At 72.2% G+C, this 18,087-nt stretch carries 12 protein-coding genes; 6 read left to right on the top strand and 6 right to left on the bottom strand.

The window, feature by feature from the left end; genetic code table 11:
* Nucleotides 1-139 precede the first annotated feature (139 nt).
* A complete protein-coding gene (locus tag DLJ53_RS13200; protein ID WP_111345823.1) occupies nt 140-802 on the top strand; it encodes a hypothetical protein in 663 nt (220 codons plus the stop codon).
* Between the two features lie 573 nt (nt 803-1,375).
* Complete coding sequence (locus tag DLJ53_RS13195) at nt 1,376-3,019, top strand: Na+/H+ antiporter (protein WP_111345821.1); 1,644 nt, start codon at nt 1,376-1,378, stop codon at nt 3,017-3,019.
* 21 nt (nt 3,020-3,040) lie between these two features.
* Here DLJ53_RS13195 and DLJ53_RS13190 read toward each other — a convergent pair whose 3' ends face one another.
* Entirely contained in the window at nt 3,041-3,589 is a 549-nt protein-coding gene (locus DLJ53_RS13190) for a helix-turn-helix domain-containing protein (RefSeq protein ID WP_111345819.1), read from the bottom strand.
* A gap of 154 nt (nt 3,590-3,743) precedes the next feature.
* On the opposite strand from DLJ53_RS13190, the gene DLJ53_RS13185 reads away from it, so the two are divergent.
* The 4 genes from DLJ53_RS13185 to DLJ53_RS13165 all read left to right on the top strand — a co-directional run bounded on the left by DLJ53_RS13185 (nt 3,744) and on the right by DLJ53_RS13165 (nt 10,313).
* On the top strand, nt 3,744-4,400 hold the full coding sequence (locus DLJ53_RS13185; protein ID WP_211100584.1) for an AzlC family ABC transporter permease: 657 nt from the start codon (nt 3,744-3,746) through the stop codon (nt 4,398-4,400).
* A complete protein-coding gene (locus DLJ53_RS13180) occupies nt 4,393-4,695 on the top strand; it encodes an AzlD family protein (protein WP_111345815.1) in 303 nt (100 codons plus the stop codon). Before DLJ53_RS13185 ends, DLJ53_RS13180 begins: the two co-directional genes overlap by 8 nt.
* Nucleotides 4,696-5,110: 415 nt before the next feature.
* Entirely contained in the window at nt 5,111-8,317 is a 3,207-nt protein-coding gene (locus tag DLJ53_RS13170; RefSeq protein WP_146619946.1) for a DNA/RNA non-specific endonuclease, read from the top strand.
* On the top strand, nt 8,304-10,313 hold the full coding sequence (locus DLJ53_RS13165) for a trypsin-like peptidase domain-containing protein (protein ID WP_111345809.1): 2,010 nt from the start codon (nt 8,304-8,306) through the stop codon (nt 10,311-10,313). Before DLJ53_RS13170 ends, DLJ53_RS13165 begins: the two co-directional genes overlap by 14 nt.
* Before the next feature lies 1 nt (nt 10,314).
* Here the strand turns inward: DLJ53_RS13165 and DLJ53_RS13160 are convergent, their stop codons facing one another.
* From DLJ53_RS13160 to DLJ53_RS13140, 5 genes are all read right to left on the bottom strand, one after another.
* Nucleotides 10,315-13,155: a DNA/RNA non-specific endonuclease gene (locus tag DLJ53_RS13160; protein WP_111345807.1), complete on the bottom strand. Its 2,841-nt coding sequence runs from the start codon at nt 13,153-13,155 to the stop codon at nt 10,315-10,317.
* A 248-nt stretch (nt 13,156-13,403) separates the two neighbouring features.
* Nucleotides 13,404-14,837 carry an amidase gene (locus DLJ53_RS13155; protein ID WP_244935063.1) on the bottom strand — a complete coding sequence of 478 codons (1,434 nt, stop codon included), beginning with the start codon at nt 14,835-14,837 and terminating at the stop codon, nt 13,404-13,406.
* A gap of 172 nt (nt 14,838-15,009) precedes the next feature.
* The gene (locus tag DLJ53_RS13150) at nt 15,010-16,257 is read right to left on the bottom strand and encodes a four-carbon acid sugar kinase family protein (protein ID WP_111345804.1); all 1,248 of its coding nucleotides are present in this window, start codon (nt 16,255-16,257) and stop codon (nt 15,010-15,012) included.
* A 1-nt stretch (nt 16,258) separates the two neighbouring features.
* A complete protein-coding gene (locus DLJ53_RS13145) occupies nt 16,259-17,524 on the bottom strand; it encodes a ribulose-bisphosphate carboxylase large subunit family protein (protein ID WP_111345802.1) in 1,266 nt (421 codons plus the stop codon).
* Between the two features lie 23 nt (nt 17,525-17,547).
* On the bottom strand, nt 17,548-18,087 hold the full coding sequence (locus tag DLJ53_RS13140) for a VOC family protein (protein ID WP_111345800.1): 540 nt from the start codon (nt 18,085-18,087) through the stop codon (nt 17,548-17,550).

Genomic DNA, 18,087 nt, shown 5'->3' with positions numbered 1-18,087 from the left:
GGAAACGGACGATAGATCATCCCCGATCCGCGCCGGACTTGCTAGAGCCCCGCCGCATACGACGCGAGATACTTCCAGATGGAAGTAACGCCCGTTGAGTGGCGTGGCCTCTCGCACCCGATTTCTGGAGGCGAGAGCCATGAAGCGTTTCCTGAAGGCGTATCGGCCGGACGTTCTCATCGGTAATCTCCGCGGCAGGCCCCTCCCTTGCGAGCATGGCCGTGACCGCGTCCCGCCCCTGCCTGCCGATCCTGTCGCCGGCGACGGGAGGAGGGAGGCGGACGGCGCCTTCCCGCGCGGCGACGGGCGCGGCGCGCAGGCACCCGCCGCATGCGGTACGTTCGTCTACACGGGCGGCGGCGCGGTCGAGACGCTCGCCCAGTTCAACCTGTTCCGCGACGTGATCGACGTGTCGGCAACCGGCGTCACGGCCTTTGCGGGGCTCGACCTCCGCACGCGCGACTGGGGGACCGTGATCCTGTTCGCCGACGGCGGGGAAATCGTCCTCCCGGCCGTTCCCAGGAGCGCGCTCACGGAAAAGAACTTCGTCTTCGCCGCGACGCCGACCGCCGAGACCACCGGACGGACGCCCGGCGACGGGACGGACGGATCCACGCGGACCGGCGGGACCGGCGGGACCGGCGAGGCGGCGGTCCGGGGATCCGCCGCGCCGGCGGGCGGCGCCCGCTCGGAGAACGGCACTGTGGTGCATCTCGCCGCCGGCCCATCCGACACCGGCGATTCGGCCCTCAGGGGGCCCGCTCCGGCACGCCCGCTGCATCGGATAGCGGGGGCACGGTAGGCGGCGACCACTGCAGGCAGGGCCGCCCCGAACGTGCCGGGTGTTTGCGGCCGGGTGCTTCCGGCGGTGCGCGGGACAGCGCCGTCCCCGCCGTCCCACGGCACCCGCATGCCGATGGTCCGGGCCGGCATAGCGTAGGCCGCCGGCACCACCGCCGCGCGCGGGCCGGCCCGCGCGCGGTCGACGTCGCTCCCCAACTCCGACCGTGCCGCCGGCCGACCTCGGGCCGCGGGCGAGGCGCGTCGGCGCGATCCCGATCGGGCGCGCTCCTCGCGGCGGCGGCACGCGTCCGGAGCGGGATGCGTGCATTCTGCAAAAATCTTGCACCTCGCCTATACGTTCGGGTGATGGCCGCAAACGCGGGGCATAGATAGATCGAACGCGCCGGGCCGTGGGCCGGTCCGGACGATCCATCCCACGGTGCCCGATCATGTCCATGCGCCCCACCTTCGGCTGCGTCCCCCTTCAGCCCCACCTGCCATCCCCGCGACGACGGTCCCCGGATCCGCGACGCGCGGCGGACAGGCGGCAGGGCCGCGCCCGCCCGCGGGCCGGGATACCGGGGAGCGGCCTTTGATCCCCGTCGACGCGGCGCTCATCCTGCTCGCGGCGGTGGTCGCGAGCGCCGTGTGCGGGCGGCTCGTGCCGGGCAATGTGCCGCTGCCGCTGGTGCAGATCGGCATCGGCGTCATCCTCGCCGGCGTCGCCGACCTCGGCGTCACGCTGGATCCGCAGGTCTTCTTCCTGCTGTTCCTCCCGCCGCTCCTCTTCCGCGACGGTTGGCGCTCCTCGCAGGAGGCGCTGTGGCGCGACAGGGGGACGATCCTTTCCCTCTCGCTCGGTCTCGTCGTCTTCACCGTCGCGGGCGTCGGCTTCTTCATCGCGTGGCTGATCCCGGCGATGCCGCTTCCCATCGCCTTCGCGCTCGCGGCCATCGTCTCGCCGACGGACCCGCTCGCCGTGTCGGCGATCGCCGAGCGCGTGCCCGTCCCCACACGCCTCATGCGCGTCCTGGAGGGCGAGTCCCTGCTCAACGACGCGTCGGGTCTCGTCTGCATGCGCTTCGCCGTCGCCGCGGCGCTCAGCGGGACGTTCTCGCTGGTGGACGCGCTCGGCACCTTCGCCTGGCTCGCGGTGGGCGGCGTGACCATCGGCGCCGCGACCACGTGGCTGGTCGCGCTCGGACGGGAATGGATCGCGCGCCGCTATGGCGAGGACCCCGGCTCGACCATCGTCCTCAGCCTGCTGATCCCGTTCGGCGCCTCTTTCATGGCCGACATGGTCGGAGCATCGGCTGTCCTCGCCGCGGTCGCCGCCGGCGTCGTGATGAGCATCGCCGAGCAGCGGGGCACCGCGCTCGCCATCACCCGCGTCCGCCGCACGGCGGTCTGGGAGACGGTCTACTTCGTCGCCAGCGGCGTGGTCTTCATCCTCCTCGGCGAGCAGCTTCCGACGATCGTCGACGGCGCGGCGACCGTGGTGCGCGAGGCGGGCCACCGTGAGCCGATCTGGCTCGCCCTCTACGTCTTCGCGATCTGCCTCGCGTTGGCGCTGATCCGCTTCATCTGGGTCTGGGCGTCGCTGCGCTTCGTGCTCTACCGCATGGGCCGGCGCAGTGTCGGGCCGCAGGCGCCGGGCTGGCGCGTCACCGCGGCGATGACGGTCGCGGGCGTGCGCGGCGCCGTGACGCTCGCCGGCATCATGACGCTGCCGCTCACACTGACCGACGGGCAGCCTCTGCCCGGACGAGACCTCGCCATCTTCCTGTCGGCGGGCATCATCATCGTGCTGCTGATCGCGGCGAGCCTGCTCCTGCCGGTGCTCCTGCGTGACCTCCGCTTCCCGCCGGAGCCCAGCGAGCAGGCGGCCGAGGATGAGGCGCGCATCGCCGCCAGCAAGGCCGCGCTCGCCGCGCTCGCCTCCGTCCAGCGGACCGAGATCGCCAACTCGCCGGAGGACGCCAACCGCATCGCCGACTCCGCGGCGCGCCTCGTGACGCTCTACCAGCAGCGCATCGACGCGCTGGCGAAGTCGGCCACCGTGCGCGACGAGGGCCATCGCGGCGCGGACGTCGAGCGCAAGCTGCGCCTCGTCAGCATCCGCGCCGAGCGCAACGAGATCTACCGCCGGGTGCGGTCCCGCAAGCTGTCGGAGGACGCCGCGCGCAAGCTGGTGCGCGAGATCGACCTGCTCGAGGCCCGGTTCGGGCCGGAATGAGGCGCCGACCGTCCCCGGCGTTCAGCGCGGGCTCTCCATGACGAGGAGGACCACGGCGGTGTTGCTCAACGCCTCGTAGGTGTGCGGCACGTCGCCGGGATAGGCGTAATAGTCGTTGGCACCGAGGTCCTCCTGCGCGCCCCGCGGTCCGATGCGCACGCGGCCGCTGCCGACCCAGGCGTGCTCGATCGTGCCCTTGGGGTGCGGGTCCGCCTCGCGCACCGAGCCCGCGCGCAGGGTGGTCCGGTAGAGGTCGCGCCGCGCGTTCGGCGGACACGCCGAGAGCAGGAAGGCGGTATAGTCCGAGACCTCCGACGACAGCGCCTCGCCGTCCCCGGCGCGGATCAGGCGGCTCTGCGGCGGCGCATTCTCGAACAGGAAGCTGAACGGCACCTCGAGGGCGGTGGCGATCGCCCACAGCGTCTCGATGCTGGGGTTGCCCTTGCCCGCCTCGAGCTGGGAGAGGGTCGATTTCGCGAGGCTGGCCTTCTTCGCGAGCGCCGACAGGCTCAGCCCAGCCCGCTCCCGTTCCCGCCCGATCGCTTCGGCGATGATGCCCGAGGGGTCCATGCACGCGGCCTTTCAGAATGGACGAACGTTCGATTTGACGAACGCTTCGGAGTCGTTCACTAAATCGAACATTGTTCATTCACAGGTCAAGTCTGGGACGTCCATGGACGCTCGAGCGAACGACACGCGCCCCTGGCCGGAGTTCTGTTCCGGAATGCGGGACATCGTCCCCCTGGCACTGGGGGTGGCCACGTATGGCGCCGCCTTCGGGCTGCTGGCCGCGCAGGCCGGCTTCGGCGGCGGGCAGACCGGCGTGATGGGTGGGCTCGTCTTCGCCGGCTCCTCGCAGATCGTGGCGGCGGAGCGGCTGGTGGCGGGCGCGGGCGTCGCGGCGGCGCTCGTCGCCGGCCTCGCCCTCAACCTGCGCCTCATCCTGATGACCTCGTCGCTGCGCATCGAGTTCGCGGGCCGTCCGCTCTGGCAGGTCCTCTGGGGAGTGCACCTGACGTCCGACGAGAACTGGGCGCTGATGCACGCGGCCCGCGCCAGGGGCCGCGTTGCCGGTTACTGGTACCTCGTCGGCGGCGGGATGATGCTTTGGGTCGTTTGGGTGACGAGCACCATGATCGGCGCCGTCTATGCGCGCACGCTGCCCGACCCGCGGTCGCTCGGCATCGACTTCGCGTTCACCGCCGCCTTCATCGCCATCCTGTGCAGCCTGTGGCGCGGGCGGGGCGACCTCGCGCCGTGGGTGACGTCCGCCGCCTGTGCGACGCTGCTCACGATGGTGGTACCCATCGATCCGACCTGGGCGCTGGTCGGCGGCGGCGTCGCCGGAGCGGCGGTCGCCGGGAGGGGCGGCCATGAATGACGGCTGGTGGCTGATCCTGGGCCTCGCCGCCGGGACCTTCGGCCTGCGGCTCGGGGGCTACGTCCTCGGGACCCGGCTTCCGACGGGCGGAACCTGGGCGCGGTCGTTCGCGGCGCTGCCCGGAACGCTGATCGCCGCCCTCGTGACCGTGACGCTCCTGAAGGGCGGGCCGACCGAGTGGGCGGCTGCCGCCGTCGCCCTCGCTGTCGCGGTGACGACGCGCAGCCTGCCGCTGACCATGGCCGCCGGCATCGTCGTGGTCTGGTCCCTGCGCACGGCCTTCGGCGGCGCCTGACCTGCGACCGGCGCGCCGCCGGCATCGAGCGCCGCCGACGTGACGGCGCGTGAGCGGATCGTGTGCGCCCGGCGCGCGCCGGCGCCGTCGGCGCGTCGTGCTCGGTCTCGGCGCGGCGGGGAGGGTTCAAACCCCCGTGATGGAACCGTGGGATCCAGCGTGGCGGCGCCACGACCACAGATGGAGCCGCGTTGTGCCGCGTATCGTTTGAAGATACATTGAAGTTATTTCAACGATATCGGTGCTTTTGCGATGTGTTTTTCCGTATTCATGACGCACCAGGCGTCCGGCCGCCCAATATGTCGTGCGGATGACAGTCTTGCGGAGCCGAAACCTCACGGCCGCCCCACGGACGTCGCCCCCGATCCGGCCGCCGGCCGCCGCCGCACCGCCACCGCGCGGGACGGAGGTCACCGTGACCCCGTCTGACCGGCGCCTGAAGGCGTTCCTCGCCAAGGTCGACGAGGACAACATCGTCGAGCGCATCGGTGGCGGCGAGGAGATCGGCGCCGCGATGGCCGAGGGCGCGCCGGCGCTGGAGCGGATGACCATGGCGGTCGACGACGGCGCCGCCGCCGACCGCGCCGTGCGCAAGCTGCGGGAGGGCCAGCCGCTCGACCCACGCGAGCGCTTCGCCGTGGAGGCGATCATCCTGCCCCGCGAGCGCCCGGTGGTGGACATCGTCGGCGACGACTGGGGCGCGGTCCCGGCGCCCTGGGAGAGCTTCAACGCCCCGGCCGTCCATCAGGTCCTGATGCCGAAGCTGCCCTCCATCGGCCGCGTCGAGGTCCCCAACCATCCGAGCTACCCCTACGCGGGCACCGGCTTCATCGTCGGCAACGGGATCCTGATGACCAACCGCCACGTGGCGGAGATCTTCGCCTCCGGCCTCGGGCGGGAGGGGCTGAAGTTCCTGCCCGGCCGCACCGCCGGGGTCGACTTCAAGCGCGAGATCGGCAGTCCCGAACCCGGCGAGATCCTCGCGGTCGAGCGCGTCCTGATGATCCACCCCTACTGGGACATGGCGCTGATCGCGGTGCCGGGCCTTGCCGGGCGCGAGGTGCTGAAGCTCTCGCTCGACCAGCCGGAGGACGCCAACAACCGGCCGATCGCCGTGGTCGGCTACCCGGCGCAGAGCCCCTACAACGACTTTACCGTCCAGCAGACCGTGTTCCGTGGCGTCTACAACGTGAAGCGCCTCCAGCCCGGCCGGGTCGGCGTGCGGCGCACGGTGGAGAGCTACGGCAAGCAGGTCGACGCGGTGACGCACGACGCCTCGACGCTCGGCGGCAACTCCGGCTCGGCGGTGATCGACGTCGCGACCGGCAACGTCCTCGCCCTCCACTTCGCCGGCGCCTACCTCGACGCCAACTTCGGCGTTCCGAGCGCCGAGCTCGCCCGCGACGGGCGGGTGATCGACGCCGGCGTCTGCTTCGCCGGCACGCCCCGGCGCGGGCCTACGGCCGGCGACGACGCATGGACCCGCGCCGACCCCGTGGTGGAGCAGCGGACGCCGCCATACCAGCCGCCCGATCAGCCGGCGGCGCCCGGCGCCCGGCCGGCGGATACCGTCCAGGCCGTCGTCCAGGCGCCGGGCGGGATCGCCGCGAGGGTCAGCATCCCCATCAACGTCGAGATCACGGTCGGGGTGCCGCAGGTCCTCGGCGCGCAGCCGGTCGCGCCGCCGCCCGCCGTGCCCGGCCCCGGTGAGGGGGCGACGATCGAGCGGGCGGTCATCCCCGTCACCGACACCGACTATTCGACACGCACCGGCTACGACCCGAATTTCCTCGGAATCGAGGTGCCGATGCCGGCGGTGCGGGCCGGTGTGCCGGTGAGCGCGATGGCCGACGGGCGGACGGCGATCCCGTATCACAACTTCTCGATCGTCCAGCACGGCACGCGCCGTCTGGCGCTCCTCACCGCCTCCAACGAGGACGCGCGTGCGCAGGTGAAGCAGCCCGAGCCGGGCCGCGACTACAGCCGCGACGGCCTCGGCGGTCTTGGCGACAACGACACCGAGGCGTGGCGGGACGAGCCGCGCATCCCGAGCGACCACCAGATCCCGGACAGGTTCTACACACGGGACGGCGGTGCCTTCGACAGGGGCCATATCGTCCGCCGCGAGGCCGTCGCCTGGGGCACGAGCTACGACGCGGTACGGTTTGCAAACGGCGATACCTTCCACGTCACCAACTGCTCGCCGCAGGTGAAGGGCTTCAACCGCTCGAACCTGCGCGGCCTCTGGGGAGAGCTGGAGAACGTCGTGCTGGAGCAGGCGGAGGGCGAACGGCTCTGCGTCCTCGCCGGCCCCGTCCTTGCCGAGAGCGACCGCAGCTTCCGCGGCCGCGGGACGGACGGCGAGATCCTCGTCCAGATCCCCCGGCGCTACTGGAAGGTCATCGTCGCCCGCGCCGGCGACGCGCTGCAGGCGTTCGGCTTCGTCCTCGAGCAGGACCTTGGCGGCGTGCCGCTGGAGTTCGTGATCGACGCGCCGTGGCGCCAGCGGCTCGTCAGCCTCTCCGGGATCGAGGAGGAGTGCGGCCAGCTCTTCACCTTCGCCGAGGTCCTGCACGAGGCCGACCAGGCCGAGGAGGGGGCCGGCCAACGGGTGATGAAACGCGTCGCCGCGCGCACCGAGGCGCCGGCCGGGCGCGGCGGCGTGGAGGCCCCCGCGCTTCTCCGGAGCGAGGCGAAGGCGGGCATCGTCTTCATTCACGGGATCAGCAATCACCCGGCGCCCGAGATCGTCCTCGGCAACTGGAAGTCCGCCATCAAGGCGGGCGGCACCGATCTCGACGCCGCCGGGGCGGACACCCGTCTCCTCTACTGGGCGGACGTCCTCTACAGCGCGCCGTTGGTGGTGCGCGAGCTCGTCGGCGGCACGGTCGCCGCGCTGGAGGCGCTCGCGGCCGAGGATGTCGTCCTGCCGGAGGGCGGCGAGGAGGCCGAGCGCATGGCGAGCCTCGTCGAAGCGATCAGCCGGCACACGATGACGGTCCGCAACGGCGAGGTCGTGCGCGAGGCGGACGCCGGCACCGTCCAGGAGCTGCCTTTCGTTCCGGACTTCATCGAGCGCTTCTTCATGCGCCACCTCGTGCGCGACGTGCACCACTACCTCTACGACGTCGACCACGAGCCGCGTCCCGGCACGCGCTACCGGGTGCGCCAGGAGATCCGCCGCCGCCTGCTGGCGATGCTGAAGGACACCGTGCAGCCCGGCCGGCCGAACATCATCGTCTCCCACTCCATGGGCACGGTGATCGCCTACGACCTCCTGAAGGACGAGCCGTCGTGCCCGTCCATCTCCGGCCTCATCACGCTCGGCTCGCCGCTCGGTCTCGACACCGTACAGGAGCGGCTGCCGTGGACGCGCCAGAACGGTTTCCCCGCCGACCGGCTCGACGGGCCGTGGTTCAACATCTTCGACCGGCTGGACATCGTCGCCGCCGCCGACCCGGAGATCGCCAACGACATGAAGAGGAGCGGGCGGAAGGTCGTGAAGGACATCGCCGTGCACAACGACGGCTCCCTCCACCACGAGCTCGCCCGCTACGTCGCGACCGGGGAGTTCCAATCGGCACTGAAGGAGCTGCTGGAGAAGACCGGTGCCCGACGGTGAGCGCCACGTCGGCGCCCTCGACCTCTTCGCGCAGGACTTCAGCCAGCGGACCGACGCGGTGGTGGCGCTGCTGCGCGCGAGCGCGGAACGGTGGCGCGAGGGCGAGGCGCAGCGCCTGGAGCTGGGTCGCCAGCTCCGCCGCGCCCGCAACCACGAGCCGCTGCAGTGGTGGAAGGTGGAGAAGGAGGACCGCTTCTACCAGGCGCTGAAGACCCACGGGTTCGAGAAGGAGGCGACGATGCTCGCCGAAGGCGCCGCCGCCGAGGAGTTCAGCGGCACCTACGAGAGCATCATCGCCGGCAGCGACCTCACCGGGATCGAGTTCTTCGAGAGGGGCCTCATCGCGGCGCGGGCCGTCGCGCGGGTGGAGGTGCCGCTCGACCTGCAGCGCGTCAGCTACGGGTCCGGCGTGCTCGTCTCGCCGCGCCTCTTCCTCACCAACCATCACGTGATCCCGTCGGACGTGGTCGCCGCCGGCACCACCGTTCAGTTCGAGTACCTGACGACCGCCGGGGGCAAGCTGCGCGACCCGCTCGAGTTCGCGATGGAGCCGGGCACGTTCTTCAAGACCGACCGGGAGATGGACTTCACCCTCGTCGCCCTTCGGCCGGAGGGGTCGAACGGGGTCGAACTGCGCAGCCGGGGCTGGTGCCCGCTGATCGCCCAGTCCGGCAAGACGATGATCGGCTCGCGCGCCAACATCATCCAGCATCCGCGCGGCGAGCGGATGCAGGTGGCCGTCCGCTCGAACCGCATCGTCACCGTCGTCGGCGACTTCCTGCAATACACGACCGACACCGAGCACGGCTCGTCCGGCTCGCCGGTCTTCAACGACTACTGGCAGCTCGCCGCGATCCACCACATGGGCGTGCCGGACCTCACCGGCGACCACCGGCCCAGGCTGGACGACGGGAGCGCGTGGACCGGCGACCCGCAGACCGCGAGCCGCATCGTCACCGTCGGCAACGAGGGCACCCGGATCAGCCAGATCGTCCAGCATGTGGCGACCGCCCTCGACGGCGAGTCGGAGCGGACGCTCTTCGCCCAGTGCCTCGAGCCGCCGGACGCCATGAACCTCTGGGACCTCTTCGTGCGGACCGGAACCGTTGTCGCCGTGGGCCCGGGCCTCGGCCTGGGACGCCCGGCCGATCCCCACGCAGGCGACGGTCCCCATGCGCCGAGAGGGGTCGCGGGGCCCGACGCGCATGTCGCGGCCTCCCTGGTGGAACGGTTCGGGCCGCGGCGCGGCGACTACGACAAGGTCGCCGACAACGTCGCCCGGCGCGAGACGTGGGACGATCTCGACGACCTGTGGGGCGGGCCGGTCCGGCCCCTCGCCAAGCGTCTGCGCCAGCGTCTCGTCCGGCACGAGACGGGGGCGCTCGCCTTCGCGGAGGCGCGCTACCGCTGGCTCTATCCCTCCCTCGACGTGACCGTCGAAGGGGCGATCCGCGACCTCATAACCGGCGACCCGCGCCCGGCGTGCGACGTCATGGAGGACGAACTCGCCGGGTTGCGCGCCGCCATGGCGACCGACCCGTCCCGCTCGATCGACCCGCTCACCGACGCGGACGGGGCGATCGCGCGGGCGGAGGAGGCGGGCGTCGCCCTCGCGGCGGTTCGGGCGATCGCCCCGCATCGGGGCGCTCCGAGCGCTCTCGCCGGCGACCTCCACGCGCTGTTCGCCCTCGCCCGGCCGACGACGCGCGCCGCGGTCATCGCCAGCGACGGGAGGATGGCGGACGAGCCGTTCCGCAAGGGGGCGGTCGCCCGGGCGGTGTTCTACGTGCTTCTGCGCTACGGCCCGGTCGCGGACGTCGGCGACGCGCTGCTGGCCCGCCTCGCGCGGTGGCACGCCGAGGATCCGGTCGATGACTGGGAGCGGCGCCGCAACATGTTGATCGCCGGCGCCCAGGGAACGCGCAACCCCTTCGTCGACCAGCCCGAGCTGGCGCGCCCCGCCTTCCTCGCCGCCCTCGTCACGACGGACGCCTGACCTAGCGGGCGGCGGCCGCGCCGGCGCCGCCGAGGGCGTCGAAGGCCCGCAGGGGGCCGAAGTCGAGCCCCGTCAGTGCCTCGACGTCGGCGACCGAGACGCGGCTGTTCACCACGTCGAACGTCTCGCCCCGCCCGAGAAGCTGGTCGCCCTGCATGTCGAACTCCTGCCGCACGACGAAGGCGGCGGTGTACATCCCGCCGTCGACCTCCGCGACGAGGATCTTCCAGAACCCGCGCGGCAGCTTGAAGCCGCGGTAGGCAAGGTCGTCGGCGCGGAACACGGGGCCGGAGAAGATGGTCCCCTTCGCTCCGCGCGAGAGCAGGATGTTCAGCACCTCGTCCTCGAGCTGCTTCCAGCTCCGGCGGTTCACGTCGGCGTGCTGCGGGGTTACGTTGGTGTACATGAAGCTCGACGCGCTGGCGTTCCGCGCCGTCTCCTCGTCGCCCCACGCGACGTTGCCGCGCGGGGTGAGCTGCCCGCGGTCGAGGTCGTTCCCGGCGAAGAGGGCGCCGTCGGGCTGCCAGTCGTCGGGGATGCGACCGTCCGGCACGAACCGGTCGCGATCCCGGCGCAGCCGCACGAGCTGGCCGGGATCGACGTTCTCGGCGCTGAAGTAGGCGAGGCGGCGGTCGACGTTCATCACCACCGTGTGGTGCACGTAGTTCAGGGGGTCGCTAGGCTGCCCCGCGCCCGTGTCGACGAGGTGGGGCAGGGGGACCGGGACGGTAAGGAAACCGGTGTCGTAGCCACCCGTCGTCATCGGGTCGGCGGCGATGACGATGTCGGCGGTCCCGGTTTCGTCCGGTTCGGCGCCGGTTTCCGGGCGCACGCCGACCGGCACCTCCGGTGCGGCGGCGGCGGCCACCTCGATCTCGCGGGGCTGCGCTCCGACGCGGTCGGCGAAGGTGTCGAGCGTCAGCGCGGCGGGGCCGTTGCGCAGCTCCGCCTGCAGCGGCTCGTTCGGGAACAGCCAGGCGATCGGGATCGAGTAGGCGAACTTGCCGTCCTTGATGTTCTGCCAGGCGCCGCCGAAGTTCACGCCCGCGAGGCGACCGGTTCGCAGGTCGATGAGCGGTGCGCCGGCCGTCCCGCCGCTGGTGCTGGCGTCGACCGTGATGGCATTGCGGTCGAACGCCGAGAACGTGCGGGGAGCGCCGGGCTTGGGAAGGGTCACGACGCGGCCGGGCATGATCCGCTTGTGCCCGCCGCCGGTCTTGCCGAGGAGCGCCTGCATGAAGGTGCGCGGCAGGCGGGAATCGTTCTCCGGGAAGCCGACGAGGCAGACGAAGCCGTTGAGCTCGAGCGCCGCCGCGTCGAGGTCGATCTCGAGCGGCGGGAAGGCGGTCGTGTCGTGCCCCTCGATCTCCAGGATGGCAAGGTTCAGCGCCGGGCTCCCGCCGTTGCCGAGGTAGAGGATGCGCCGGATCGGCAGCCGCCCGACCGTCGTGTCGCCGTCCTGCGGCCACTGGTCGGCGAAGACGAACTCGGCGACCACGTCATCCGGGACCTCCACCACCTCCGTGCCGCCCCTGGGACGCACGGACGGGGCGACGATGTTGACCTCGGCGGTCGCGATCAGGTTCGGCGCGATGGCGAAGCCGACCCCGCGGGTGCTCTCCTGCAGAGGCGTCGGGGACGGGCCGACGATGCGGAAGAGGCCGGTGGCGCTCGCCGCGCGCCGGACCGCGCTCCGGGACCGCTCTAGGTCCAGGATCGCCTCCCAGAGCGTGCCCCTCGCCGCCTCGAGCTCGCCGTCGTTGATCACCAGCGCGGGCCGCGCCTGCGCGAGCGCGATGAGCGCCTCCTCCTCGGTGAGCGCGTTGCCGGCGCGGAGCCGGTCGCGCGGGTCGATCCGCAGGAGCGCGTAGTAGGTCAGCCAGTCCCGCTGCTTCTGCTCGACGAGCCTGGCGCGATCCTCGTCGGGCAGCAGGTCGACGAAGTCGGCGCGCAGCGACCAGTACTTCGGATAGCTGACGTTGCCGCGCTCGATGGCGTGGCCGAGGGCCTGGAGCGCGTCCCGCACCTGGCGGGTGTCGTCCTCGCCGAGCCGGCCGTTACGCCGCAGCCGTCCGGCGAGAGACTGATAGGCCGACCAGTGCCGCGTCCAGTTGCAGAACTCGTCGCGCCCGACGGTGGCGATGTCCTCCTCCTCGCGTGCCGCGTCCATCCAGATCAGCGTGCAGGCGATGTCCTCGACCACCTCGTCCAGCGAGGCGAGATCGTCGAAGTAGAGCGAGGAGCCGACGACGTCGCCGTTCTTGAGGCGCGTCTCGGCGTCGGCAAAGGTGAGCGTCGCGTTGTAGCGCGTGCCGGAGACCGAGACGGTGCCCTTGATCTCGCGCGGCGACGTGAACCAGCGGCGAACCCGCGCGAGGATGTCGGTGAGGTTGATCTCCTGCACCTTGATCTCGACGTCCTGCAGCACGCTTTCGGGCTGCGCGATCGGCTGGCCGGTGACGGGGATCAGCCGCTGCTCGTTCTCGAAGCTGGACCGCTCCACGTCGGCGAACTTGCGGCGCAGCTCGCCGTGCCGGTCGAGGATGCGCAGGGCCGCCGTCTTGCCACTGGCCTCGTCCTGCGTGTTGCCTGAATAATACTGGAAGGCGCCCAGCACGGTGCGCCGGTCGAGCCAGAGCCGGCCGGTCTCCGACAGCAGGATCGCGACGAGGCTGAGGAGGACGACGGAGTAGGCGAGCTTCGGCCAGCTGAAGCTGTCGCGCATGTGGCCGAGGGTCGGGCCGACGGCGCCCCACCAGTCGGACCGCGCAACGATGAGCAACGCCAGACCCGCGACGACCAGCAACGCTCCGATGACGAGAGTGGGCGATGGGATCAGCATCGGAAGCCTCGCTCTCTGGATGATGGACCGGAGCGATGGCACGAGACGGCCCGGCGTCGGGGATCCGTCGGTCCCCGCGTGCCGCCCGCGCGCCCTGGATTGCGTCCCCGCCACGAGCCCGCCCCGTCTCCGTGGTCCGTGGTCTCATGGTAGCCGAAACCTACATTGCTGCAATCTACGATCGCCGCGATGTGATGCCGGCAAGGCCCCTTCGCCCGGCCGCGGGCGGGGTACCGTGGCCGGCCAGGTCAGGCGGCCGGTCTTGGAGGACGGCGGTGGAACCAGGGGCGCGCCCGCTCGATCTCGGCGCTGAGCGACATCAGCATCTCGTCCTCGCCGAAGCGGGCGGCGAGGTGGACGCCGATCGGCAGGCCTTCGTGGCAGGAGAGGGGGAGCGACACCGCCGGTTGGCCGGAGGCGTTGAATGTCGCCGTGAAGGGTGAGTAGGCGAAGATGCCGTCGGGCCCCGTGCGGAAGGAAATATAGTCCTCCGTCGTGTGGGCGAAGCGGCCGACGAGGGCGGGCGGCTCGGCCAGCGTCGGCGACAGGAGCACGTCGTAGCGTTGCAGGAAGGCGGCCATCTCGCGCCCGTAGGCGTGGATCGCCCCGACCGCTGCGAGGTAGTCCGCGCCCGACACGCCCTCCGCCACCGCGATCGCGCCGCGCGTGACGCCCTCGACGTCGCCCGGTTCCAGCGACCGGCCCAGCTTGGCGAGCTTGTTGCGGACCGCGAGCGCCGTGCCGCAGGCGACGATCGTCGTCCACGCGGCCATCATCCCCTCGGTGTTCGCGGGCGGCACGGCGACCTCCACCGCGTGACCCATCGCCTCCAGGAGCCGGGCGGCGTCGTGCGCCGCGTCGCGGCACGCGGGGTGGACCGGCGCGCCGGTGAAGGTGGTGTCGCAGAGCGCGACACGCAGGCGGTTCGGTGCCCGCTCCGTCGCCCCCGCGAAGGTGCCGGCGAGCGGCGGTGCGGCGTAGGGCGCGCCGAGGTCCGGGCCGCAGGTGGCGTCGAGCAGGCGGGCGGTGTCCCTGACGGAGCGGGTCAGGTAGCCGTCGATCGCCATGCCGGCCCAGCCTTCGCCGGCGTAGGGGCCGTCCGGCAGCCGCCCGCGCGTCGCCTTGAAGCCGAAGAGACCGCAGGAGGAGGCCGGGATGCGGACCGAGCCGCCGCCGTCCGACCCATGCGCGGCCGGCACGATGCCCGCCGCCACGGCGGCGGCCGAGCCGCCGGAGGAGCCGCCCGGTGTCCGGTCGAGCGCCCAGGGATTGCGGGTCGGGCCGCCGTAGGCCGTGGCCTCGGTGGCGGCGCCGATTCCGTTCTCGGGTGTCGCCGTGCGGCCGAAGGTGACGAGGCCGGTCGCGGCAAGGCGCGCGTAGATCGCCGAGTCGCGATCCCACCGGGTGTTCCGGAAGAGCCGGGAGCCGTTGGAGGTGGGAAAGTCCACCGCCTCGGCACCGAGGTCCTTGAGAAGGAAAGGAACGCCGCGGAAGGGGCCGGACGGCAGCCCGTCCGCGATCAGGCGCCGTGCAGTGTCGGCGGCGACGATGGGCACGGCGTTGAGTGCGGACCAGGTCTCGAGCCGCTCGAGCGCGGCGTCGAGCAACTCCGCCGGCGTGACGTCGCCCGATTCCACGAGGGCGGCGAGCCCGGTGGCATCGTAGTCTTCGTAGTCGTTCACTCGCCACTCCATCGTCGACGAGCAAAACCTATCGGCGCCCGAAGGCCGTCCGCAAGGTGTGATGGCGGCCGAGCCAGTCCGTCCCACAGACCGTGGATGGCAGCATGGCTCACGTTCGTGCCCGTCGCCGATCGCGGCGGCCACGCCCCGGGGGGCTTCGGGGCGGGGCGTGTCAGGAGGCGGCGGGGGCCGCCGCGACGGCCCGGGCGGCGAAGCGGTCGAAGAGGTCGGGCGTTCCCATCTGCCCGCCCTTCAGCATGATCCGCATGCGGTCGCGCCGCGGGTCGCGGTGGACCGCGGCGCAGACGCAGACACCGGCGCCCAGACCGTCCTCGAACTCCAGCGCCTCGAACCCGAGGCCGGCGCAGATGCGGCTCGACGTGTCGCCGCCGGCGATGCCGAGGTAGCCGACGTCGGTTTCCGCCAGGATCGACGCCACGACGGCGCTCGTCGCGTCCGCCAGCGCATCCGGCGAGAGGCCGTAGTCCCCGCCGGGAAGAAGGTGGACCAGCACCGGCCCGCCGGACCGCAGGAGCGCCGCCGCCTCCGGGACCACCGTCCCCGCTGCAAGCGCCTCGGGCGTCAACGCCAGCTTGCGGTAGGCCGTTGCCGCATCGACCTGCGCGGCGGTGGTCGTCGAGCGGCTGCCCGCGAAGAGCAGCACGGCACCCGACGCCGGCGGAGCGACGGGGGCGGACCCGTGTGCGCCGGCCGACATGTCGGTCAGGATCTCGGCCACGGAGCTGGCACCGACGAGGAGCTGCCGTCCGCCCGCCGCCGCGAGCGCGCGGGCGATGCCGCGCTGGTCCTCGACGGTCACGACGTCGAAGATCACCGGACCCGCCCTCAGGGTCGCGGCCACCGCGTCCGGATCGCCGAGTGCGGCCGCCGGGACCAGCGTCAGTCCGTCGAGGCCCTGCGCGGCGAGGTGGACGCGCATGTCCGCCTCGGTCATCGGCGTCACCGGGTGGCGGCTCATGACGGGGTGGCGGTCGATGCGGTGGACCGCGCCGTCCGGCCCGCGGGCGAACAGGTTGCCGAACGCGAGGTGCCGCCCGAGGCTCGGCTGCCCGCCGATCACGGCGACGACGTCGGGCGCGAAGCGGGCGGCGAGGTCCCTGGCGACGGCGCCGATGGAACCGGTCGCCGGGCTGGAGTCGAAGGTCGAACAGACCTTGAAGTGCAGGACGCGGGGCGCGGCGTCGGCGATGCGGGGCCACAGCCGGGCGACTACCTGCCGCGCCTTGTCGGGGCCGAGGGCGCGCAGGTCCGTCGGCAGGCCGAGCGCGTCGAGGCCGTCCGCCGCGGCGCCGTGCTCCGGGTCCAGCACCAGACGCGCGCGCCAGCCGCCTCGCGCGTAGGTCGCGAGGCTGTCCGACGCGCCGGTGAAGTCGTCGCCGAGGAAGACGACCCCGGCCATCTCAGCGCGCGCCGAAGAAGCGGATCGCGGCGGCAAGCGCCGGGCGGGTCCCGGCGCCGGCGGCAAGGTCCCCGCCGGACTTCAGGACGTCCCATGCCTCGCGCAGCGAGGCGATGCCGGCGGCCGGACCGTCCGGGTGGGCGAGAATGCCGCCGCCGCACATGAACATGAGGTCCGCCCCCTCTGCCGCCTCCAGCGTCGCCGGCAGCGTGCCGGCCCACTGGCCGGAGGAGAAGGCCGGCATCACGCGGTCGTCCGGCCCGCCCTGCGAGAGCGGGGCGAGACAGGCGCGGGCGGCCTCCGTCACCTCGGCGGCGCTGTCGACGAACTTCCCGCCGATGCCGTGGACGTGCATGTGGTCGATGCCGGCGAGGCGGTAGAGCGCGTGGTAGGCCTGGAAGCCGATGCCGAGCAGCGGATGGCGGCTCATGGCGCCGAAGCCGTTGCGGTGGGCGTGGATCGCGAGGGGGGTGTGCGCGCGCAGGCTCTCCATGGCGGACAGGCCGCACCAGTTGAGGCTGGCCATCACGCACGTGCCGCCCTCGGCGGCGACGAGGTCGGCGTGGCGGCGCATCGCGTCGGTCTCGTCGGTGATGTTGAAGGCCATCATCACCGTGCGCCCCGTCCGCTCGCGCCAGCGACGGATGACGGCCATCACCGCCGGCACGCGCTCGGCGAGCGGGGCGATGTCCGGGTTGGCGCAGACCTCGTCGTCCTTGATGAAGTCCACCCCGGCGGCGCAGAGCTGGTCCACCAGCGCCGCGATCTCCGCCGGCCGCATGCCGACATTGGGCTTGATGATGGTGCCGAAGATCGGCCGGTCCGCCACGCCGAGGCTCTCGCGCGTCCCCGCGACGCCCAGCGACGGCAGCGGGTAGCGCTCGCGGTAGCCGGCCGGAATGTCGAGCGCCTCGAGCTTCAGCCCGGTGATCTCGCCGATGTCGTAGAGGTTGCCGGAGACGGTCGCGGCGAGTGTCGGCAGGTTCCGCCCGATGTTGCCGGGCGGGTAGGCGATCGCGACGCGCGCGCGGCGGAACGGGCCGGCCTTCCCCTTGCGCTCGACATAGGCGGAGGCGAGCGTCGGCGCGCCCGCCTCGTCGACCGGCTCGATGGAGAGGACCTCGGCGGCGGATCGCGCGCGCAGCTCGTCCGTCTCGCCGGCGACGCGCACGAAGGTGCCGCTCGACTGCTCGCCCGCCATCATCGCGGCGACGTCCTCGAGCGGGAACGGCGTCTCGAGGAGGTAGTGCGCGACGATCCGGTCCACGGAGCCTGGGCTGTCCACGGGGCCTAGAGGGTCGAGAGGTCGGGGAAGGGGCGGATCGGGTCGGAGCCGCTCCAGCCCTCGGACGCCGCGCGGATCATGTCGAACATCCGCCCCTTGGGACCCATCACCTCGGACAGCTCGATGCAGGTGCCGGGGTGATGCTCTTCGGCGAAGTAGACGAAGCGCCCGTTCTGGCCGACGCACCCGCTCATCTTCACCGTGAAACCGCGCTCCTGCATCATCGCGAGGTCGGCGTCGAAGTCGACGGTCCAGAAGGCGACGTGCTGCAGCCCGCGCAGGCCCTTCTCCTTGAAGTCCCGGTACATGGACGGGACATCGTTGCGGGTCTGGATCAGCTCCACCTGCATCGCCCCGGAGTTGGCGAGGGCGACGGAGTTGTGCGGCTCGTAGGAGACGCCGTCGTAGGTGTAGTCCACGATCGGCACGCGCGGGTTGTAGTACCAAGGGCCGACGCCCATCACCTCGGACCAGTGCTTCATGCCGGCCTCGATGTCGTCCACCACGATGCCGAGCTGGCGGATCGGGCCGAGGAGGTTGCTCAT

Origin of the sequence: Acuticoccus sediminis (genome assembly GCF_003258595.1) — a bacterium.
Classification (GTDB): Bacteria; Pseudomonadota; Alphaproteobacteria; order Rhizobiales; family Amorphaceae; genus Acuticoccus; species Acuticoccus sediminis.
This window is presented reverse-complemented; position numbering and strand designations above follow the sequence as displayed.